A 20,257-nucleotide genomic window follows, 5' to 3' on the forward strand; every position below is an offset into this window, starting at 1 on the left:
GCATTGAAAATTAAAAAGAGAGGCAAAACAAGAGTTAATACGGATAAAAACGGAAATAATTTAGGCGCAAGAAAAGGCAAAACATAGGCAAGAAAGGTCAATACAGTAAGCACTATATTAAAAAAAAACATTATTTTATTGAACCATGAAAGTCTTTTCATTAAAAGAATTTAAAAAATAAATGTGATAGCTAAAGTATAAATATCTAAGAGTTAAAAGTACAAAATCATTAGGTTATAAAACAACTTACTTTTGTTAATTTGTTACTTTTCGATCTCACGCATAGAATCCATTTTTTTATGTGCTAAGAAACCTTTAATGTCTTCAAAATGCTCTTTTACGCGTTTATTTCCAAATTCAAATACTTTAGTAGCCAATCCGTCAAGGAAATCTCTATCGTGAGAAACTAAAATTAGAGTTCCGTCAAAATCACGTAAAGCATCTTTAATAATGTCTTTGGTTTTCATGTCTAAATGATTAGATGGCTCATCAAGTATCAATAAATTTACTGGTTCAAGCAATAATTTAATCATTGCCAAACGTGTTTTTTCGCCTCCAGATAGTACTTTTACTTTTTTAGTTATATCATCACCATGAAACATGAATGCACCTAAAATATTTTTTATTTGTGTTCTTACATCGCCAACGGCAATATCATCTATTGTTTCAAAAATAGTAGCATTTTCTTCTAATAACGAAGCCTGATTTTGAGCAAAATAGCCAATCATTGAGTTGTGACCAACCTCAACAGAGCCACTATTGATTTCTATTTCTTTCATAATGGCTTTAATCATGGTAGATTTTCCTTCACCATTCTTACCAACAAAAGCTACTTTATCGCCGCGTTCAATGACAACATTGGCATCTTTAAAAATTAAATGATCACCATACGATTTTTCTAAATCTTTAACAATTACAGGATATTGTCCCGAACGAATTGCAGGCGGAAATTTCAATTTTAATGCCGATGTATCAACTTCATCAACTTGAACTAAAACCAGTTTTTCTAGCATTTTAACCCTTGATTGAACAGCATCGGTTTTAGAAAAAGTTCCTTTAAAACGATCAATAAATGTTTGATTATCGGCAATCATTCTTTGTTGTTCATCGTAGGCTTTTTGTTGGTGCATTCTTCGATCTTTTCTAAGTTCGAGATAATGAGAATATTTGGCTTTATAGTCATAAATTCTTCCCATTGTAACTTCAATAGTTCGGTTTGTTATTGCATCTACAAACGCTCTATCGTGCGAAATTACAACTACAGCTTTCGCTGAATTGATTAAAAAATCTTCCAACCATTGAATACTTTCAATATCCATGTGATTGGTTGGCTCATCAAGAAGAATCAAATCTGGTTTGCGTAAAAGGATTTTCGCCAATTCAATTCGCATTCTCCAACCTCCAGAAAACTCGGATGTTTGACGGTTAAAATCTTCTCTTTCAAATCCTAAACCTACTAAAATTTTCTCAACTTCGGCTTCATAATTGACTTCTTCAATGGCATAAAATTTCTCACTCAAGTCTGAAACTCGTTCAATTAATTTCATGTAAGCATCACTTTCATAATCGGTACGAATCGTTAATTGCTCATTGATTTCGTCAATTTCAGATTTCATTTTGAAGATTTCACCAAAAGCTTTTGATGCTTCTTCCATTACTGTTGAACCATCTTGAGTTAGCAAATGCTGGGGCAAATAGGCAATAATGGCATCTTTAGGAGCAGAAACATTTCCAGTTGAAGGTTTACTTTCTCCTGCAATAATCTTTAAGAGTGTTGACTTTCCAGCTCCGTTTTTACCCATTAAGGCAATTTTATCATTCTCATTGATAGCAAAAGAAACATCGCTAAATAAAGTGGTTCCGCCAAAATTTACGGAAATATCGTTAACTGTAATCATAATATAAGTTTAAGGTTTAAAAGTTTAAAAATTTAAAAATGGCTCCTTAATTTTTTTGAAGGTGCAAAGATAGATTAATTAGGCAATTTTAATATGACAATTGCATAGGAAACTTTGAAAAAATACTATCTAATAAAGAAAAATGTTATGTTTACCTTTAACTTTGTATAAGTAACTTCAAATTTAGAAACCGATGCCATTAATTGACTATAGTTTTTTGAGTAAAATTTTACCTAAAGCAAAGATTAAAAAGTCGTTTAAAAAAGCTAAAAGTTCCTATCTTTCTAGAGTACGCTTTGCCACGGCATTATTTTTCTTTGGCATGGGATTTTGCTTTGCAACTTGGGCAAGTAGAATTCCCGATTTAAAACTGAGTTTGAATTTAAGCGAAGCCAATCTCGGAACAATTTTATTCGCATTGCCAATTGGTCAATTAATTGCAATGCCATTTTCGGGAAAAGTTGTGGCCAAATATGGAAGTCGAAAAATTGCAATTTTAGGATTACTTTCTTATGCTTTTTTCTTAATTTTTCTGGGTTTACCGACGCAAAGTTGGCAACTGGGATTGGGATTATTTCTCTTCGGATTTTTTGGTAATTTTTGCAATATTGCGGTCAATACGCAAGGTGTTTACACACAACAATTGTATGAAAAACCAGTTATGGGTTCCTTTCACGGTTCGTGGAGTTTAGCAGGATTTTCAGGAGCATTATTGGCGTTGATTATGTTATATTTTAAGTTAAATCCGTTTGAGCATTTTGTAACTGTTTTTGGAATTATTATTTTACTGATTGCTTTTAATTACCGTTATTTAGTTGAAACTTCTTCAAACAAAATAGAAGAAAAAGAAAAAGTTTCCTTTTTTAAAATTCAAGATAAATCACTCATTTGGCTTGGTGTGATTAGTTTTTGCTGCATGGCAAGCGAAGGAATCATGTTCGATTGGAGTGGCGTATATTTTAAAGAAATTGTAAAAGCACCAGGATCATTAGTCGTGTTGGGATATACTTCTTTTATGGTAACTATGGCAATTGGACGCTTTTTAAGTGATGTTCTTGTGGGAAAATTTGGTCCAAGAAAAGTATTAATTGTGAGCGGATTTGTAATTTCAACAGGATTATATACAGCAGTTTTATTTCCAAATTTAATTGCTTGTACTTTGGCATTTATGTTGGTAGGATTTGGAGTTTCCAATGTAATTCCGATTGTTTTTAATGCCGCTGGAACTAGTAAAAAAGTACCTACAAGTATTGCTTTGACAATCGTTTCAAGTATTAGTTTTATGGGTTTTTTAATTGGTCCGCCAATAATTGGTTATATCGCTGAACTAACGAGTTTGAAATATTCGTTTGCTTTTATAGGTATTTTTGGAGTTTTTATTTCGATGCTAACGTTTAAATTGAAGTTGTTTAGGTAAAATTATTTAATGTTAGAATTTTCAATAATATTTATTAATTCCTGCTGTTTTTCAGAACGTATTTTATAACCACAATAAATTCCTAATTTTGAATAATACTTTGTATAGTTATCAAATTGGTTTTTATAAAATTCAGATTTCAAATAAAAATATAACGTTTCCTTATCTAAAACTTCTAGCTTTTCAATTGTAAAACTTTTGATTTTGTATTCTGAATTCATACCATTTACTTCTTTAACAAAACGATCTTGAAGTTCAATTTCTTCTGTTTTATTTTTAGTTTTTAAATCTAAAAAAAGAATATCAAGTTTTTTTGTAACTGTATTCAATGTATCAAATTCTCCTGATTTAAATCCATAATCTTGATGTTTAGCATTGATTGCCGCTGAAATTTGTTTGATTTGTTCATCATAAAAACTTGAAGTTTCTTTTAAGTTTTCAAGAAATAAACTTTCTGTTGTATACTTTTCTTTTTTACATGAAAAGCTTATAAGCACTATAAAAATTACGGCTATTTTTTTCATGTTTAATTTAATTTTCCAAAATCACTTTCAACTTCTCCTGATAATCTTCATTATTATTAATTCCTAAATGACCTTGATTTTCTAATTCGAAAAATGCATCATTAGGTTTTAACAACTTTTGCAATCTACTTGAATTTTCAATCGAAATTAATTGATCTTGATTGCCGTGAAAGATATAAATTGGTACTTTTACTTTTGTAATGTATTTATCGGTTTCAAATTGAAATTTCTTTAAAAAATCAGGAAAATATGGTGCTCGTGAAGTTGAAAATTCTAAGAAATTATAATATGGCGCTTGAAGAATTAATTTATTTGGATTTTTAATTGATGCCAAATAAGTTGCCAATCCTGTTCCTATTGAGTATCCAATAATAATTGTTTGTTTATTTTTATATTCCGATTTTACTTTGTCATAGACAATAGAAATATCTTTAAAAACCTGATTTTGATCTTCAATATGTCCTTCGCTTTTTCCAAAACCACGGTAATCTAAAATAAAAATATCATACCCTAAATTGGTGTAAATTTCGGCAGCATTTCCCCAAGAATCTAGTGAACCAGCATTTCCGTGAAGATAAAAAATAAGTCCTTTTGGATGTGGCGTTGTAAATAATAATCCATTTAATTTTTTATTATCGAACGAGGGAATATTTAATTCTTCAAATTTCTGATTGAATTCAAACTTGTAGTTTTCAGGAAGTTTATTAGCTCTAAAAACCATTTCAGCTTGATTAAAATAGATGTAACTCACATAAAGCAAATAAATTATACCAAAGAAAGTAAAAAGTGAAATAAATATAAATCGGATGGCTTTCATCTATTATTAATTTTAAACTATTTTAACACAATTAATCTATGATAAAATGATCCAAATCGTTTTGGGTTGGAACAATATAAATTCGTTCCCAATGATCGCCTTCAATAATTCTCCACGAATGACCTTCGCCTTCGGTATCTTTGGCTATTAGAATAATTCCGGGTTCGATAATAAAGGTATTTCCTTCGGATGTTGTAAATTCTAATTTTCCTTTTAAAGTAACAACAAACTGGTATCTTGGCGCAGTATGTTGGTGTTGCTGATACGCTTCAATTTTAGTTTGGATATTAAAATATTCGACTTCAATTTTATGATATTCTGGTAAAGTTCCTTTTTCAAAATAGGAATTTCCAAGATCGTCATTAAGTAATCGTATTGCTTTCATGAAAAAATTTATTGCTAAATATTCAACCTAAACTCCTCAATTACAGGATTTGCTTTGCCAAAATCGGTTTCTTGAATAAATAATTCCGCAGCTTTTGCAGCTTGAATACTTGGCAACACATTAGCTTGATTGTTGTTTCTAAGAACAGTATTAATTCCTATTGATTCGATTTTTTCTTGTAATGAAACAGCAAGAATTTCGCTTCCTGAAAATATTTTTATTAAACCCATTTTTTAATTTATAATGTATTTCTGTATAATGTAATCTTATTGTGAGATTCTAACACAATGACACCGTTTTCTTAAATCTGTTTTCTAAAATCTATTCCTCTTCTTCCATTTCGAAGAAAGATGGTTCTATCATGATATTATCGGCTAAACTTTCTACTCTTTCTGTAATTTCGTTACAAAAGAAAATACGTTGCGTTTTATCTATACTAGCTGAAAGTCTTAAAATTGTGGCGTCTAACCTATTTCTAAAAAGAATATCGGCATCATCAACGACAAACATTTTTATGGTATTAATGTTAAATCCAGCAGAAGCAAAAAGCGCATTTATCCTGTTTGGCGTTCCTATAAGAATATCTAATCCTAAAGAAATGATATTTTTATCGTAGTCAATATCGCCTTTATCGTGCGAACCAAAAATGCTTAAATCAGTGTAATTGCCATATTTTAAGAACAATTCTTCCATTTCGAGAACTTTCTCTTTGTTCTCAACTATAATTAGAGCTCTTGTACTTTCATCCATGGTTTTTTCTAAACGCTGAATAACATTTAGTACAATAGTTGTAGTTTTTCCTGTTCCTTGTGGCGATTGAATCACAGCATCTTTTCCGCTTTTTATGGTTGAAAAAGTGTCTTGTTGCATTTCATTAGCTTCAATTAAATCGTTTTCAATTAAGGCTTGCTGCAGGTTTAGATTTATTTTTTTTAATTGCATAATTTTAGTTTCGGGTTTTGAGTTTCGAGTTTTGGGTTTTTGTTTTGTGGTTATTACTTTCAAAACTTTAAACTCGCAACTTTAAACTCGCAACTTTTTTATTTACTTGCGAATAACTTCACGTCGGTTTCTGAAATTTCGTTTCCTCCCAGTATTATTAGTCGTTCTACTACGTTTCTTAATTCGCGGATGTTTCCTGTCCAATCGTATTCTTGTAATAATTTTATGGCTTCTACTGAAAAGGTTTTTTGAGCATTTCCTTGTTCTTCGGCGATTTTTATTGCAAAATGTTCGATGAGCAAAGGTATGTCATCACGTCTATCATTCAATGCCGGAACTTTAATTAAAATTACAGCTAATCTATGGTATAAATCTTCACGAAAACGACCTTCGGCAATCTCGGTTTTTAAATCTTTATTGGTTGCTGCAACCACACGAACATTGACTTTAATATCTTTATCGGCGCCAACTCGTTGAATTAAACTTTCTTGTAAAGCGCGCAACACTTTGGCTTGTGCGGCCAAACTCATATCGCCAATTTCATCAAGAAAAATGGTTCCGCCATCGGCAGCTTCAAATTTTCCGGCTCGATCTTTTACTGCCGATGTAAATGCTCCTTTTACGTGACCAAACAATTCGCTTTCTATTAATTCTGATGGAATTGCAGCGCAGTTTACTTCGATTAAAGGATAAGCTGCGCGTTCGCTTTTTTCGTGCAATTGGTGTGCAACTAGTTCTTTTCCTGTTCCGTTTGGTCCAGTTATTAAAACTCTTGCGTCTGTTTGCGCTACTTTTTCAATCATTTGCTTGATGTGATTGATTGGTTCTGATCTTCCAATCATTTCGTAGTTTTTACTGACTTTTTTCTTTAAAATTTTGTTTTCTACAACTAGCTGTTTTTTGTCTAAAGCGTTTCGAACAGTGTTTAAAAGTCGGTTTAAATCGGGTGGTTTTGAAATGTAATCAAAAGCTCCAAGTCGCATTGTGTTTATGGCAGTTTCCATATCGCCGTGACCAGATATCATGACCATTGGAATTTCGGGCTTTATTTTTTTAACGGCTTCAAGTAATTCTTCGCCGTCCATTTTGGGCATTTTGATGTCGCAAAGAACCAAATCGTAATCGTTGTTTTTTATTTTTTCTAGACCTTGAACTCCGTCTTCGGCTTCTTCAACTTGATAGGTATCGTTTTCTTCGGATAGAATTTTGGTTAAAACTCTTCTTATAGATGCTTCGTCTTCTATGATTAGTATTTTGCTCATGCTTTGGGTTTCGGGTTGTGAGTTTCGAGTTTATGGTTACAAAGTTAACAAAAATTAAAATGGTTTTTCTTTTAGCCCTGATTGAAATGGAAATCCTTTTTTCAATTGCTTGGGGTTTAAACCCGATGTAATTGAAAAAAGATTGGAATGAAAAGCAGGAATAAGGTTTACTGATAAAGCCCAAGCCATTCGCTTCTTAATATTTTAACCATTTATATAATTCTTTCCAAGTTGGTTTTTTTCCATACATTAAAATTCCGACACGGTAAATCTTAGCCGCAAACCATACTACTCCAAAAAATGTTGTGAAAAGAATTGTCATAGAAATTAAAATTTGCCACCATGGCACGCCAAAAGGAATTCGCATCATCATAACTATTGGCGATGTTAATGGAATCATTGAAAATACGGTTGCAATTGTTCCGTGTGGATCGTTTATTACGGTAAAAAAACCTATGTAAACACCAAGAATTAGTGGCATTATGATGGGTAGTAGAAATTGTTGCGAATCGGTTTCGTTATCGACAGCTGCACCAATTGATGCGTAAAATGAGCTGTAAAGAAAGTAACCACCAATGAAATAAACGAGGAATGAAATAAGTATTGTAGCAATTGGCAAATTCCATAATTCTTTAATATACATTTGAATTGTTCCTGCCATTTCGTGTTGTGCAGATTGTATAACTTGGTCTTGCATGCCCGATGTTGCTCCCATTTGTACTCCGAATACAGATGACATAATGAACATTGCCGTCATACCAAGTATTGCCCAAATCAAGAATTGTAGAATTCCTGCAAGTGAAGTTCCTATGATTTTGCCCATCATTAATTGGAATGGTTTTACAGATGAAATGATAACTTCAATAATACGAGAGGTTTTTTCTTCGATGACACTTCGCATTACCATGTTTCCATAAATAATAATGAACATCATGATTAAATATCCAAATGCACCACCAATTCCGATTTTTATTTCGTTTAAACCTTTTAGTGCTGTTTCGCCTGAAGCTTTGGATAAATTAATGGAAACATCGGCCTTGGCTTGGTTGATTTTTAATGTGTCTAGACCTGCTATTTTATAGTTTTCGGTTGTTAATTTTTTATTGATAACATCTTGTAAGTCTTCAATAAAAATAACACCTGGACTATCGTTGGATACATATTGAATATGTTTTTGAAAGGTTTTAGTATTAGTAAACTTGGGAATTATTAAAAGTCCTTCATAGCTTTCTTTAACAATACTGTCTTTTAGAATTTTGGTATTTATTGTTGAAAAATCGACATATTTATATTCTACATCGCTTTTAAATTCTTTAGCGAACATTCCTGTTTCATCGTGTATTGCAATGATTTTTAAATCGGCTTTCATGTTACTCAAAAAGCCAACAAAAACGCCTATTGCAACAAATAAAAGCGGACTCAAAAAAGTCATTACTATGAATGATTTATTGCGGACTTTGGCAATAAATTCTCTTTTTATGATTAATAATAATTTAGACATATTTTTATAAATTCCAATTTTTAAATTCCAAATTCCAATTTTAATTTAGCTTATTTTGGAATTTGAAATTTTGAATATTATTTTTTATTCGGTTACTGTTTTAATGAAAATATCGTTTACGCTGGGTATTTTTTCCATGAAATGGGTTACTTGACCACGTTGAATTAAGATATTTAATAATTCGTTTGGAGTTGCTTTTCCGAGGTTTACTTCTAGTTTTAATTCGTCGTTTAACGATTTAAAATCGGTTTGTGATAATGTAAATTTTTGTGATAAATCGAACATTAATGCTTCGATATTATCGCTTAAAATTCCGACTTCGTAACTGTTGGTTCTAAATTGTTTTTTTACATCGGTCAGTTTTCCTTCTATTAGTTTATTGGATTTATGAATTAAAGCAATATGGTCGCACATTTCCTCTACACTTTCCATTCTATGGGTTGAGAAAATAACCGAAGTTCCTTGTTTGTTCAATTCTATAATTTCATCTTTAATTAAATTGGCATTAACTGGATCGAAACCTGAGAATGGTTCGTCAAGAATTAATAATTTAGGTTTGTGCAAAACGGTTACAACAAACTGAATTTTCTGAGCCATTCCTTTAGAAAGTTCTTGAATTTTTTTGTTCCACCAACCTTGAATTTCTAGTCTATCAAACCAATAATCTAGTTGTGTCTTGGCATCATGTTTAGACAATCCTTTTAGTTGCGCTAAGTACAAACATTGCTCTCCAACTTTCATTGATTTATACAAACCGCGTTCTTCGGGCATGTAGCCAATATATTGAACGTCTTCTGGCTTTAAAAGGGCACCGTCAAGAATTATTTGGCCACTATCGGGCATTGTAATTTGGTTGATAATTCTAATAAGAGATGTTTTTCCGGCGCCATTTGGGCCAAGAAGTCCGTAAATACTTCCTTGAGGAACAGAAAGCGAAACGTTGTTGAGTGCGGTATAATTACCGTATTGCTTCACGACATTTTTTACTTCTAGTATATTGCTCATAAGTTAGTTTTAAATATCAAAAAATCAATTGCAAATTCAATCAAAATTACAAACTCATTATTATGATTGTTTTTTGACATTGTAATTGATATTGTCGTTGTAAAAGTACTGAATTAGTATAGATTTTAATGGAATTTTTACAAAAAAAAACCCACCCTTATTTTAACACAAGGATGGGAAAAATTGCTATGAAAAAGAAATTACTTGTTTCCAAGTAATATTCAAATGTAGAAATAAAATTACAATTACGAAAACATATCTTTAACTTTTTCGAAAAAAGATTTATCGGTCTTTTCTGGATGTGGAATAAAGTTTTCGTCTGTTAGTGTTTTCTCAAAGAATTGTCTTTGTTCTTTGGTTAATGTTTTTGGAGTCCAAACGTTTACGTGAACTAATAAATCGCCACTTCCATAGCTATTTAAACTCGGAATTCCCTTACCTTTTAGTCTAAGAATTTTACCCGATTGAATTCCTTCTTCTAGTTTTATTCTTACTTTTCCGTTAACTGCATCAATATCTTTAGATATTCCTAATGCGGCTTCTGGATAACTTATGTATAAATCATAATGAAGATTTTCGCCTTCACGTTTTAAAAATTCGTGTTCTAGTTCCTCTATTGCAACTATTAAATCTCCTGGAACACCGTTTCCAGGCGCATCGTTTCCTTTGCTAGAAACTTTTAGTTGCATGCCATCAACGACTCCAGCTGGAATTTTTATTGATACGGTTTCGTCTTCAAGAATCATACCTTGCGAATCGGCATTGGCAGGCTTACTTTCAATAGTTTGTCCTGCTCCGCCACAAGATGGACATGTTGAAGCAGATTGCATTCTTCCTAATATAGTGTTGGTAACTCTTAAAACTTGCCCTTGACCATTACAGGTTGAGCAGGTTTTATATTTTACTCCTTGTGCTTGAATTTTACGTTTAACTTTTACTTTTTTCTCTACTCCATTAGCAACTTCTTCTAGAGTAAGTTTTACTTTTATGCGAAGATTACTGCCTTTAACACGACGTTGACCTCCAGAGTTTCCTCCGAAACCTCCAAAACCGCCACCTCCAAATATATCACCAAATTGACTAAAGATGTCGTCCATATTCATGTGACCACCACCATAACCGCCACCACTTGCTCCATCAAATGCTTGATGACCGTATTGATCGTATTTGGCTTTCTTTTGAGAATCGCTTAAAACTTCGTATGCTTCGGCTGCTTTTTTAAAATTTTCTTCGGCTTCTGCGTTACCTGGATTTTTATCTGGGTGAAATTCTATTGCTTTTTTGCGGTAGGCTTTTTTAATTTCGGCTTCGGTTGCTGATTTTGTTATGCCTAATATTTCGTAAAAATCTTTTTTCATAAATATAATGCTGAATTAAATTCCCTAGGCTGCGCTTGGGATGATAGTAGGTCGATTACAATTAAGGACTATCGCGACTTGTTACTATAAATAATTATTGTCCTATTACAACTTTTGGAAAACGGATGATTTTATCTCCTAGTTTATATCCTTTTTCTAATACGTCAACAATTTTTCCTTTTAACTTGTCGTTTGGAGCAGGAATTTGGGTAATTGCTTCTGCATAATCTGCGTTGAAAGCATCGCCTGGACGAACTTCTACTTCTTCTAATCCTTTAGAAACTAGGGTTGACTTTAATTTTTCGTGAATTAATTCGACACCTTTTAATAATAATTCGTCGTTAGATTTTGATATTTCAATCATTGCTCTGTCAAAATCGTCTAGGACTGGCAAGATGGCTTGAAGTACTTCTTGATTGGCAGTTTTAAACAAATCGATACGCTCTTTGGTTGTGCGTTTTTTATAGTTTTCAAATTCGGCAAAAAGGCGTAAGAATTTGTCTTTTTCTGTTGTTAAATCTAGTTGCAATTGTTCTTCAACACTAAGTTCTGTTGTAGTTTCAACTTCATTAACTATATTTTGTGTTTCGTTTTCGATTGTTTCTTTGTCTGTATTTTCAGTACTCATCGCGCTTTTATTTTTAAATATATTTTTGATGTTCATTTTGTTTTTTGTTCCGAATTATTGTTTGCAAAAGTACTGCCATTTCTTAATAAATGTCAAATTGTCACTTCTTTTTACTTAGAAATTAAGTTTGAAAAGAATTTGCGTTTTTTTTTTAATATTGGGATGTAAAATACTTCTTAGGAAATTATATTAATGGATTAGGATAATTTTAAATTGAAATAACTTGTTGGTGAAAAGAAATTGTAAGAATATATGAAAAAAGTAATTTGAACTACTGATTTTAGAAGCCTAAAGATTGAATTTTAACCCTGATTGTAGTGGAAATCCTTTTTTTTATTGCCTTTGTTTTAAAGGTAATAAAAAAAAGATTGAAATGGAAAGCAGGAACATGGATTGATAAAATGCTAGTTGTGATGTTTCTAATTAAAACTTATTGTGAACTTTAAAATCTTGGTGTTTTAGGTAAAAATAAAACGGGAATAAAATTTAATAAAATTTTAAGACTATTACGATATAGTTTGTGTATTTTTGAATTATAAAAGGTTTACAATTAGTCGAAAGGCAAAAGATACTATTAATTCATTTATGAAAAAAGTTCCAGCTACAACTGGAACTTTTTTTATTTTATAATGTTATTTAGTGCTTGTTCAATGGTTGGGAATTGAAATTGAAAGTTGAGCTGGGTTGCTCTTTTAGGAAGTATTTTTTTATTGTTGAATAACAAAATATGCATTTCGCCTAGTATTAATTTCATAAACCATTGTGGTATATTGGGTAAAAACAAAGGTCTTTTAAGGTGTTTTGCAATTGCTATTGTGAGTTCTTGGTTGGATATACAATTGGGTGCTACTGCATTGATTATTCCTTCTGATTTGTTTTGAATTACAAAATAATAGAGGTTGGCTATGTCTTGCAAATGTATCCATGATTGTATTTGTTTGCCCGAACCGAAGCCCGAACCGACATACATTTTTATTGGTTTTATCATTTCTAGCAGTGCTCCACCTTTCTCTGAAAATACGACTCCTGTTCGCAGTTTTGTTACTGGTATGTTTAACAATTTAAATTGGTCTGCACTTTCTTCCCACTTTACAACTACATGCCCTAAAAAAGTAGTGTCTATTTGTGTTGATTGTTCTTCATAAATATTAGAATAACTGTCGGGATATATTGCTGTACCTGATGCAGAAATGAAGTGTTTTACGTGGTTGGGTGTTTTTTTTAGTAAACTAAATAGTAAGTTGGCTGACAGAACACGGCTTTCTATAAGCTCTTGTTTGTATGCTTTTGTCCACCGCTTAGAAATAGATGCTCCTGCAAGATGAATAATTGCATCTACTCCGTGTATGCAATTATCATCAATTTTAGACTCTTGTGGATTCCAATAAAAGCCGTTATAATTGTTGGTGTTTTTGATTTTTAACGGTGATGTAGTTAAATAATTAACTTCATGATTATCTTTTAGAAGTAACTCTGTTAATTGATGTCCTATCAGTCCTGTTGCGCCAGTGATTAAAACTTTCATTATCTTTTTTATTCAAATTTACGCGTTATTAATTAAAAAAGTAAGTTAATTGGTATTGGTTTAACTTTTGTTGAAGATGATTTAAGTTTTTTATTTGGTTCTTTTTTTATCTAAAAAAATTTGTCAATTAGATCCGAATTTAATTTTTATATCTAAAAAGAGGGATTGATTACCTTATTTTTTTTGATAAAAATGTTGCTAATTCATTAAAGACACTAATAGATTAATTATTTTTAATAAAAAAATGAGCCCGATAAATATCGAGCTCATTATTAAAAATTCTAGTTATCATTTTATTGACACTTTATATTTAATTATGACAATTTGCGTCTAGATGTCTCTTTTTTCCGTTAGATGTACCTGTGCACAGTGGAATATTAGCAAAATCATAATAAAATGTTTCTCCGCCAACTAGGTATTTTAATTCAAATTTAGTTGTATATCCATCATTATCGTCATCAGTATCAAGAAAATCTGGTGTTCCGTCTTGATCGGTATCGTCTTCAAATGTAACATCGTTATCTCTTAAATATCCGTCACCATTTATGTCTTCTTGAAACGAATAAATCCCATCAGCATCGTTATCTACTCTTTGAACTTCAAATAATTTAAAGTTAAATATTAGTGGTGAATAAGATGGTATTGCAGTAGTAGATTGAGAATAATAACCTAAACCAGAAGGTAAAAACATTACACCTGCACCAAAGTTTGTGTTGGTAATTGTTCCATCAGGATTAGCTGTATAAGTACCTGTTTTAAATTTTGGAAATAATTCACTCCAACCTCTAATTACTTGGGAAAGGTAAAGGTAAGATTGAGGATAAAAGTTAGAATCGAAAACAGTTCCATCTAATAACTGACCCTTATATGCAGTTAAAACGCCATCTGCATTACAAGGAGATTTACTAGTTGCTCCTGAACCTTCTCTTAATTTTAAATAATATAATTTATATACAATTCCATCTTTATCAACATTTATTGATTGTAAAGGGTATGTGGTTTGATCCCAAATAGAAATTTGTGTTCCGCCTGTAGGAATTAAAGTTAGTGTAATATTTTGATCATCGTTTGCACCTGGATTATTAACAACGGTTATAAAGTGCGTTTTTAGATAGTTTTCAATACTATTAATATCCGTTGTATATTGTTCCGTATAGTCTCTCAGTGGCAAAACATCGACAGTATCACTTTTAGAACATGAAGCCAAAACTACACAAAAAACAAATACAGAAAGTATTTTAAAAAAATTATTCATTATTAATCAATTTTAGGTGCGCAAGATACAATATTGATTTATTTTTGTAAACTATTTAACGTTGATTTTAGATATTTTTATGAGAGTAGATAAATATTTGTGGTGCGTACGATACTATAAAACGCGAAATATGGTTACAGAAGCTTGCAAAAAAAACCATATTACAGTAAATGGACAGGTTGCAAAAGCATCTAGAGAGGTATTTCCTAGTGATAAAATTACGTTTAGAAAAGACCAAATTATTCATATTATTGGTGTTTTGGATATTCCTGACAATCGTGTTGGAGCAAAATTGGTTGATATTTACAGAAAAGATGAAACTCCAGCCGAATCTTTTGCTCATTTAGAACTTCTAAAACTATCAAAAGAGCATTATAGAAAAACTGGAACAGGAAGACCTACCAAGAAAGACAGACGTGATTTGGATGATTTAGAACTAAATAATGAATCAAATGAAGCTGAATAGTACGTATTGGGAAGAGCGATACAAAAATAAAGAAACGGATTGGGATGTTGGAGAAATTTCGACACCTTTAAAAGAGTATATTGACCAAATTAAAGATAAATCAATCAAAGTTTTAATTCCAGGAGCAGGTAACGGCTATGAATTTGAATACCTATTAAATAATGGATTTGAAAATGTTTTTGTTTTAGATTTTGCTCAATCACCATTAGATAATATTCAAAATCGGGTTCAAAATTGCTCTAAAAATCAATTGATAAAATCTGATTTTTTTGAACACGATAATCAATATGATTTACTTACAGAACAAACATTCTTTTGCGCTTTAGAACCTTCACTAAGAGAAAATTATATAAAAAAAAACAAAATCATTATTGAGTAGCAACGGAAAAATTATTGGCTTACTTTTTCAGTTTCCATTAACTAAATTTGGTCCGCCATTTGGTGGTTCAAAAGAAGAATATCTAAAATTATTTAGTAATGATTTTAATATAAAAACTTTAGAAACTGCATATAATTCGGTTAAACCTAGACAAGAAAACGAACTCTTTTTTATATTTACAAAAAAATAAACTAATGAATCAAAATATCATTTTAAACAATCAAGAAATTGATCATAAAATAAAGCGAATTGCTTATCAGATATATGAAACTTTTGTTGACGAAAAAATCATTGTTATTGCTGGAATAGCATCTAACGGGTATGTCTTTGCAAAAAAAATCGAATTAGTATTGAAAACTATTTCTCCGCTAGAAGTGATTCTTTGTGAAGTAACTGTAAATAAACTAACTCCAAATTTAGAAATAAAGACATCAATCTCAAAAGATACTTATCAAAACAAAGGAATTATCCTAGTAGACGATGTTTTAAATTCAGGCTCAACGTTAATGTATGGCGTAAAACACTTTTTAGATGTTCCACTCAAAAAAATAAAAACTGCTGTGTTAGTAGACCGAAATCACAAAAAATATCCAATAAAAGTTGATTTTAAAGGAATTTCGTTGTCAACTTCATCTCATGAACATGTTGCTGTGGTATTTGAAGAGAATAATAGTTACGCAGTTCTAAGTTAGTAAATCTATAATTTCATTTACAATTTCATCAATATTTTTATTATCAACACTAACTTTGTAGGTGGATTGATTGTAATAAAAACTTCTATCAAAAAGATGTTTAGCAATAAATTCTTTGAGCTCAATATCTTCTAAATACGCAATTAAAGGACGTTTTTGTTTCTCATTTATTAAACGCATACTTAGAGTATCTATAGATGCCTTTAAATATATTGAAACAACCTCATCTCCTTTCAAAAGTTCATGATTATTGAAATAACACGGAGTTCCACCACCAGTGCTAATTATTAAATCTTCATTTCTTAATAATAACTCTAAAAATAATTGATGTTCGAGTTTTCTAAAATAAAGTTCACCTTTTTTAGAAAAAAGTTTTTCAATACTCATTTTGCTTATTTCTTCAATCTCTTCATCAAGTTCAATGAAGGATATTTGCAACTTCTGAGACAATTTTTTAGATATTATCGACTTACCGCTTCCCATGTAACCAATTAAAACAACTTTCTTCATAGAATAAAACCTTATAAATTAAGACATTAAGATATATTATTAAAAAAAGGTAAATTTAAAACAAAATTGCTTTGAAAAATAAATAATATCGCCTTATATTTGCACCCGCGTTCAAGAAATGATAATGACTCGATAGCTCAGTTGGTAGAGCACATCACTTTTAATGATGGGGTCCTGGGTTCGAGCCCCAGTCGGGTCACTAAAAAAGTCGAGCATTTTGCTTGACTTTTTTTTATTTAGGCCACGTGGAGAAACGGTAGACTTGCCAGCTTGAGGTGTTGGTGCTCGAAAGAGCGTGTGGGTTCAAATCCCACCGTGGTCACATAAAGCAAGCAAAATATGCTTGCTTTTTTTTTATTTTAAAATTTAAAATCCTTTTGTTTATTTTTTTTAGTACTTTTGTTTAACAAAAAATAAAAAACAATGAACAGTGTAAAAAATACTTTCAGTATTAAAGACCTCGAAAATCTATCTGGTATAAAAGCGCACACTATTAGAATATGGGAAAAAAGATATAATGTTTTGGAGCCATTGCGTACAGACACCAATATTAGAATTTACGATTTGTCTGCACTACAAAAATTATTAAACATAACTTTACTTCATGATTACGGCTATAAAATTTCGAAAATTTCGAAAATGCCTCAAGAAAACATCCCTACATTGGTTCGTGAAATTGTATCGGCTAAAAGTGCTAAAAATCATGCAATAAGTTCTTTTAAGCTTGCAATGATGAACTTTGATCAAGCATTATTTTTTACTACTTACAACACGTTGCTTTCAGAAAAATCTTTTAGAGAAATTTTCTTTGAAGTTTTCGTCCCATTAATGGAAGAAATTGGTTTTTTATGGCAATCAGAAACTATAACGCCGGCACACGAACATTTTATTAGTTATTTGATTAAATTGAAATTACTTATAAACACTGAGAAATTTCAAAGTCAAGAACCAACAAGGTCTGATAGATTATTTGTGCTTTATCTTCCTATGAATGAAATTCACGAATTAGGATTAATGTATCTTAACTATGAAATTCTTTCAAATGGATACAAAACAATATATCTAGGAGAAAGTGTTCCTACTGATAGTTTAAAAGATTTAAAAAAATACTTCGACAATATAACTTACGTATGCTATATGACAGTTGAACCAAATAAATCTGATGTAAATCAATATATTAAAGACTTAAACGAAGAAATTCTTGACGAAACTTCAGAGTTATGGTTAATTGGTAGAATGAGCGAATATGTTGAACAAAAAAATATTACTCATAAAATTAGCATTTTTAACTCAATTACAAATTTAGTTGATGAATTATAATTTTATCACAAAATTTTTTTATTGTTTAACTTTTAATTACTTTTGTTAAACAATATGAAAAAAGAAATTAAAATAATAGGTTCGGGATTTTCTTCTTTGGCTGCAAGTTGTTACTTAGCCAAACAAGGACATGATGTAACAATGTTTGAAAAAAATAGCACAATTGGCGGAAGAGCGCGGCAACTAAAAAAAGAAGGGTTTACTTTTGACATTGGACCTTCATGGTATTGGATGCCCGATGTGTTTGAAAAATTCTTTGGAGATTTCAATAAAAAACCTTCAGATTATTATCAATTAACAAAACTATCGCCAGCATACAAAGTGTTTTTTGGAATTGATGATTTTATAACCATTGCAGATAATCTTCCTGAAATAGTAAAAACATTTGAATCCATAGAAAAAGGAAGCGGAGAAAAACTATCTTCTTTTATGAAAGAAGCACAAAGTAATTACAATATTGCAATAAAAGATTTGGTTTACCGACCTGGTGAATCGCCATTAGAATTAATAACACTGGAAACAGCAACTAAAGTAAATCAGTTTTTTTCTAACATTAGTAAAGACGTAAGAAAGAAATTTAAAAACAAGAAACTAATACAAATATTAGAATTTCCAGTACTGTTTTTAGGTGCAAAACCATCAGACACGCCTTCTTTTTATAGTTTTATGAACTATGCAGATTTTGGCTTGGGAACTTGGCAACCTAAAGACGGTATGTACAGTGTTATTCTAGGAATGGAAAAATTAGCCAAAGAACTTGGTGTAATAATTCACACTAATTCGCCAATTGAAAAGATAATTGTTGAAAATAAAAAAGCTGTCGGAATTGTAATAAATGGTAAAAAAATTGCAGCAGATATTGTATTGTCAGGAGCTGATTACCACCATTCCGAAACACTTTTAGATGTGCAACACCGTCAATATTCTGAAAAATATTGGAGCAAAAAAACATTCGCACCTTCTTCCCTACTTTTTTATGTAGGATTTGATAAAAAATTAAAAAATGTTGAACACCACAACCTGTTTTTTGATGTAGATTTTGATACGCATGCCGAAGAAATTTATGATAATCCAAAATGGCCAAAAGAACCATTATTTTATGCTAACTTTACTTCGGTAACTAATCAAGATTTAGCTCCTAATGGTTGTGAAAATGGTTTTTTCCTAATTCCAATAGCACCAGGAATAGAAGACACCCAAGAGTTAAGAAACGAATATTTTCAAAAAATAATTTCAAGATTTGAAACTATAACACAACAAAGTGTCGTAAATAATGTTATTTTTATAGAATCATTTTGCATAAATGATTTTGTTAAAGAGTACAATTCATACAAAGGGAATGCTTACGGAATGGCAAATACGCTATTACAAACTGCATTTTTAAGACCAAAACTAAAGAGTAAAAAAGTAAAAAGTCTTTACTTTACTGGTCAATTGACTGTTCCTGGACCAGGAGTTCCACCAGCATTAATCTCTGGTAAATTGGTCGCAGATTTAATACAAAAGCATAGCTAAATTTAAAAGAAATATTATGAAATCACTTTTTGACACCGTATCTTTTGAATGCAGCAAGAATGTAACAAAGGCTTATAGCACTTCATTTTCTTCTGCTGTAAAAATGCTTGCACCAACAATAAGACAAGATATTTACAATATTTATGGTTTTGTTAGATTTGCAGATGAAATTGTAGATACTTTTCATGATTATAACAAAGAAAATTTGTTTGATTTATTTGAAAAAGATTTGGAGACCGCTTTGCAAAATAAAATTAGTTTAAATCCAATTTTAAACTCATTTCAGCATACTGTTCACAAATATCAAATTCCAAATACTCTAATAAATGCTTTTATGAAAAGTATGAAAATGGATTTAATTAAAACGAATTACAATACCGTTGCAGAATACAACGAATACATCTATGGATCGGCAGATGTAGTAGGTTTAATGTGTTTGAAAGTGTTTGTAAACGGAAATGAAGAAAAATATAAAGAATTAGAACAATCGGCTATGCGTTTGGGATCTGCATTTCAAAAGGTAAATTTCCTTAGAGATTTAAAAGCCGATTTTGAAGATTTAAGTCGTACTTATTTTCCAAATACCGATTTGACTAAATTGGACGAAGCCTCTAAAAATCAGATTATAAAAGAAATTGAAGCCGACTTTGAAGCTGGTTATAAAGGTATTGTTAATTTACCTCTTGAAGCAAAATTTGGAGTTTATACTGCCTACATTTATTATAAAAAATTACTTTCTAAACTAAAGAAAACACCATCTACTGAAATTAAAAACACAAGAATTAGAGTTCCAGATTATCAAAAATATGGACTTTTTGCCAAATGCTATTTCTCTTACAAATTCAATATTATTTAAAT

The 20,257-nt window shown here is 30.9% G+C and carries 23 protein-coding genes, 2 tRNA genes and 1 pseudogene; 10 read left to right on the top strand and 16 right to left on the bottom strand.

Features of this window, described 5'->3' with window-relative positions:
• Both ACH2CG_RS14060 and ACH2CG_RS14065 read right to left on the bottom strand, forming a co-directional pair.
• Positions 1 to 161, bottom strand: a pseudogene (locus ACH2CG_RS14060) (endonuclease); the annotation flags it as partial.
• Positions 162 to 263: 102 nt separating this feature from the next.
• Positions 264 to 1,898 (bottom strand): ABC-F family ATP-binding cassette domain-containing protein, encoded by a 1,635-nt coding sequence (locus tag ACH2CG_RS14065; RefSeq protein ID WP_395066284.1) that lies wholly within the window; start codon positions 1,896 to 1,898, stop codon positions 264 to 266.
• 193 nt (positions 1,899 to 2,091) lie between these two features.
• Between ACH2CG_RS14065 and ACH2CG_RS14070 the strand changes: the two genes are divergently transcribed.
• On the top strand, positions 2,092 to 3,315 hold the full coding sequence (locus ACH2CG_RS14070) for an MFS transporter (protein ID WP_395066286.1): 1,224 nt from the start codon (positions 2,092 to 2,094) through the stop codon (positions 3,313 to 3,315).
• A gap of 2 nt (positions 3,316 to 3,317) precedes the next feature.
• Here ACH2CG_RS14070 and ACH2CG_RS14075 read toward each other — a convergent pair whose 3' ends face one another.
• The 13 genes from ACH2CG_RS14075 to ACH2CG_RS14135 all read right to left on the bottom strand — a co-directional run bounded on the left by ACH2CG_RS14075 (position 3,318) and on the right by ACH2CG_RS14135 (position 14,517).
• Positions 3,318 to 3,839: a hypothetical protein gene (locus ACH2CG_RS14075; RefSeq protein ID WP_395066288.1), complete on the bottom strand. Its 522-nt coding sequence runs from the start codon at positions 3,837 to 3,839 to the stop codon at positions 3,318 to 3,320.
• Positions 3,840 to 3,846: 7 nt separating this feature from the next.
• Positions 3,847 to 4,656: an alpha/beta hydrolase gene (locus ACH2CG_RS14080; RefSeq protein WP_395066290.1), complete on the bottom strand. Its 810-nt coding sequence runs from the start codon at positions 4,654 to 4,656 to the stop codon at positions 3,847 to 3,849.
• Between the two features lie 31 nt (positions 4,657 to 4,687).
• The gene (locus ACH2CG_RS14085; RefSeq protein WP_395066291.1) at positions 4,688 to 5,041 is read right to left on the bottom strand and encodes a hypothetical protein; all 354 of its coding nucleotides are present in this window, start codon (positions 5,039 to 5,041) and stop codon (positions 4,688 to 4,690) included.
• A 14-nt stretch (positions 5,042 to 5,055) separates the two neighbouring features.
• Positions 5,056 to 5,271: a DUF2007 domain-containing protein gene (locus tag ACH2CG_RS14090; protein ID WP_395066293.1), complete on the bottom strand. Its 216-nt coding sequence runs from the start codon at positions 5,269 to 5,271 to the stop codon at positions 5,056 to 5,058.
• A 91-nt stretch (positions 5,272 to 5,362) separates the two neighbouring features.
• A complete protein-coding gene (locus ACH2CG_RS14095) occupies positions 5,363 to 5,983 on the bottom strand; it encodes a DEAD/DEAH box helicase (RefSeq protein ID WP_395066295.1) in 621 nt (206 codons plus the stop codon).
• A 98-nt stretch (positions 5,984 to 6,081) separates the two neighbouring features.
• Positions 6,082 to 7,245: a sigma-54-dependent transcriptional regulator gene (locus tag ACH2CG_RS14100; protein ID WP_395066297.1), complete on the bottom strand. Its 1,164-nt coding sequence runs from the start codon at positions 7,243 to 7,245 to the stop codon at positions 6,082 to 6,084.
• A gap of 54 nt (positions 7,246 to 7,299) precedes the next feature.
• Positions 7,300 to 7,434 carry a hypothetical protein gene (locus ACH2CG_RS14105; protein WP_395066299.1) on the bottom strand — a complete coding sequence of 45 codons (135 nt, stop codon included), beginning with the start codon at positions 7,432 to 7,434 and terminating at the stop codon, positions 7,300 to 7,302.
• Between the two features lie 7 nt (positions 7,435 to 7,441).
• The gene (locus ACH2CG_RS14110) at positions 7,442 to 8,746 is read right to left on the bottom strand and encodes an ABC transporter permease (RefSeq protein WP_395066301.1); all 1,305 of its coding nucleotides are present in this window, start codon (positions 8,744 to 8,746) and stop codon (positions 7,442 to 7,444) included.
• An 84-nt stretch (positions 8,747 to 8,830) separates the two neighbouring features.
• Positions 8,831 to 9,751, bottom strand: coding sequence for an ABC transporter ATP-binding protein (locus tag ACH2CG_RS14115; protein WP_395066303.1), 921 nt, complete (start codon positions 9,749 to 9,751; stop codon positions 8,831 to 8,833).
• A 245-nt stretch (positions 9,752 to 9,996) separates the two neighbouring features.
• The gene (gene dnaJ / locus ACH2CG_RS14120; RefSeq protein WP_395066305.1) at positions 9,997 to 11,109 is read right to left on the bottom strand and encodes a molecular chaperone DnaJ; all 1,113 of its coding nucleotides are present in this window, start codon (positions 11,107 to 11,109) and stop codon (positions 9,997 to 9,999) included.
• Positions 11,110 to 11,203: 94 nt separating this feature from the next.
• The gene (locus tag ACH2CG_RS14125; RefSeq protein WP_395066306.1) at positions 11,204 to 11,773 is read right to left on the bottom strand and encodes a nucleotide exchange factor GrpE; all 570 of its coding nucleotides are present in this window, start codon (positions 11,771 to 11,773) and stop codon (positions 11,204 to 11,206) included.
• Positions 11,774 to 12,356: 583 nt separating this feature from the next.
• A complete protein-coding gene (locus ACH2CG_RS14130) occupies positions 12,357 to 13,262 on the bottom strand; it encodes a TIGR01777 family oxidoreductase (RefSeq protein ID WP_395066308.1) in 906 nt (301 codons plus the stop codon).
• Positions 13,263 to 13,572: 310 nt separating this feature from the next.
• Positions 13,573 to 14,517, bottom strand: coding sequence for an FKBP-type peptidyl-prolyl cis-trans isomerase (locus tag ACH2CG_RS14135; protein WP_395066310.1), 945 nt, complete (start codon positions 14,515 to 14,517; stop codon positions 13,573 to 13,575).
• 79 nt (positions 14,518 to 14,596) lie between these two features.
• Between ACH2CG_RS14135 and ACH2CG_RS14140 the strand changes: the two genes are divergently transcribed.
• From ACH2CG_RS14140 to ACH2CG_RS14155, 4 genes are read left to right on the top strand one after another with little or no spacing between them, the layout of a single operon-like run.
• Positions 14,597 to 14,983, top strand: coding sequence for an RNA-binding S4 domain-containing protein (locus ACH2CG_RS14140; RefSeq protein ID WP_395066409.1), 387 nt, complete (start codon positions 14,597 to 14,599; stop codon positions 14,981 to 14,983).
• Positions 14,970 to 15,362, top strand: coding sequence for a hypothetical protein (locus ACH2CG_RS14145; RefSeq protein WP_395066312.1), 393 nt, complete (start codon positions 14,970 to 14,972; stop codon positions 15,360 to 15,362). Before ACH2CG_RS14140 ends, ACH2CG_RS14145 begins: the two co-directional genes overlap by 14 nt.
• Complete coding sequence (locus tag ACH2CG_RS14150; RefSeq protein ID WP_395066314.1) at positions 15,355 to 15,552, top strand: hypothetical protein; 198 nt, start codon at positions 15,355 to 15,357, stop codon at positions 15,550 to 15,552. Before ACH2CG_RS14145 ends, ACH2CG_RS14150 begins: the two co-directional genes overlap by 8 nt.
• A 4-nt stretch (positions 15,553 to 15,556) precedes the next feature.
• Positions 15,557 to 16,054 (top strand): phosphoribosyltransferase family protein, encoded by a 498-nt coding sequence (locus tag ACH2CG_RS14155; RefSeq protein ID WP_395066316.1) that lies wholly within the window; start codon positions 15,557 to 15,559, stop codon positions 16,052 to 16,054.
• Here ACH2CG_RS14155 and ACH2CG_RS14160 read toward each other — a convergent pair.
• Complete coding sequence (locus ACH2CG_RS14160; RefSeq protein ID WP_395066318.1) at positions 16,046 to 16,564, bottom strand: shikimate kinase; 519 nt, start codon at positions 16,562 to 16,564, stop codon at positions 16,046 to 16,048. The two genes, ACH2CG_RS14155 and ACH2CG_RS14160, sit on opposite strands and share 9 nt — an antisense overlap.
• Before the next feature lie 126 nt (positions 16,565 to 16,690).
• On the opposite strand from ACH2CG_RS14160, the gene ACH2CG_RS14165 reads away from it, so the two are divergent.
• The 5 genes from ACH2CG_RS14165 (at position 16,691) to ACH2CG_RS14185 (ending at position 20,255) form a co-directional block, all read left to right on the top strand.
• Positions 16,691 to 16,763: transfer RNA gene (locus ACH2CG_RS14165), tRNA-Lys, on the top strand.
• Positions 16,764 to 16,803: 40 nt separating this feature from the next.
• Positions 16,804 to 16,886, top strand: a tRNA-Leu gene (locus tag ACH2CG_RS14170).
• 101 nt (positions 16,887 to 16,987) lie between these two features.
• The gene (locus ACH2CG_RS14175; RefSeq protein WP_395066320.1) at positions 16,988 to 17,884 is read left to right on the top strand and encodes a MerR family transcriptional regulator; all 897 of its coding nucleotides are present in this window, start codon (positions 16,988 to 16,990) and stop codon (positions 17,882 to 17,884) included.
• Positions 17,885 to 17,938: 54 nt separating this feature from the next.
• Complete coding sequence (locus ACH2CG_RS14180) at positions 17,939 to 19,399, top strand: phytoene desaturase family protein (RefSeq protein ID WP_395066322.1); 1,461 nt, start codon at positions 17,939 to 17,941, stop codon at positions 19,397 to 19,399.
• A gap of 16 nt (positions 19,400 to 19,415) precedes the next feature.
• Positions 19,416 to 20,255 carry a phytoene/squalene synthase family protein gene (locus ACH2CG_RS14185; protein WP_395066324.1) on the top strand — a complete coding sequence of 280 codons (840 nt, stop codon included), beginning with the start codon at positions 19,416 to 19,418 and terminating at the stop codon, positions 20,253 to 20,255.
• Positions 20,256 to 20,257: the final 2 nt, after the last annotated feature.

Origin of the sequence: Flavobacterium sp. (genome assembly GCF_043778725.1) — a bacterium.
GTDB lineage: Bacteria > Bacteroidota > Bacteroidia > Flavobacteriales > Flavobacteriaceae > Flavobacterium.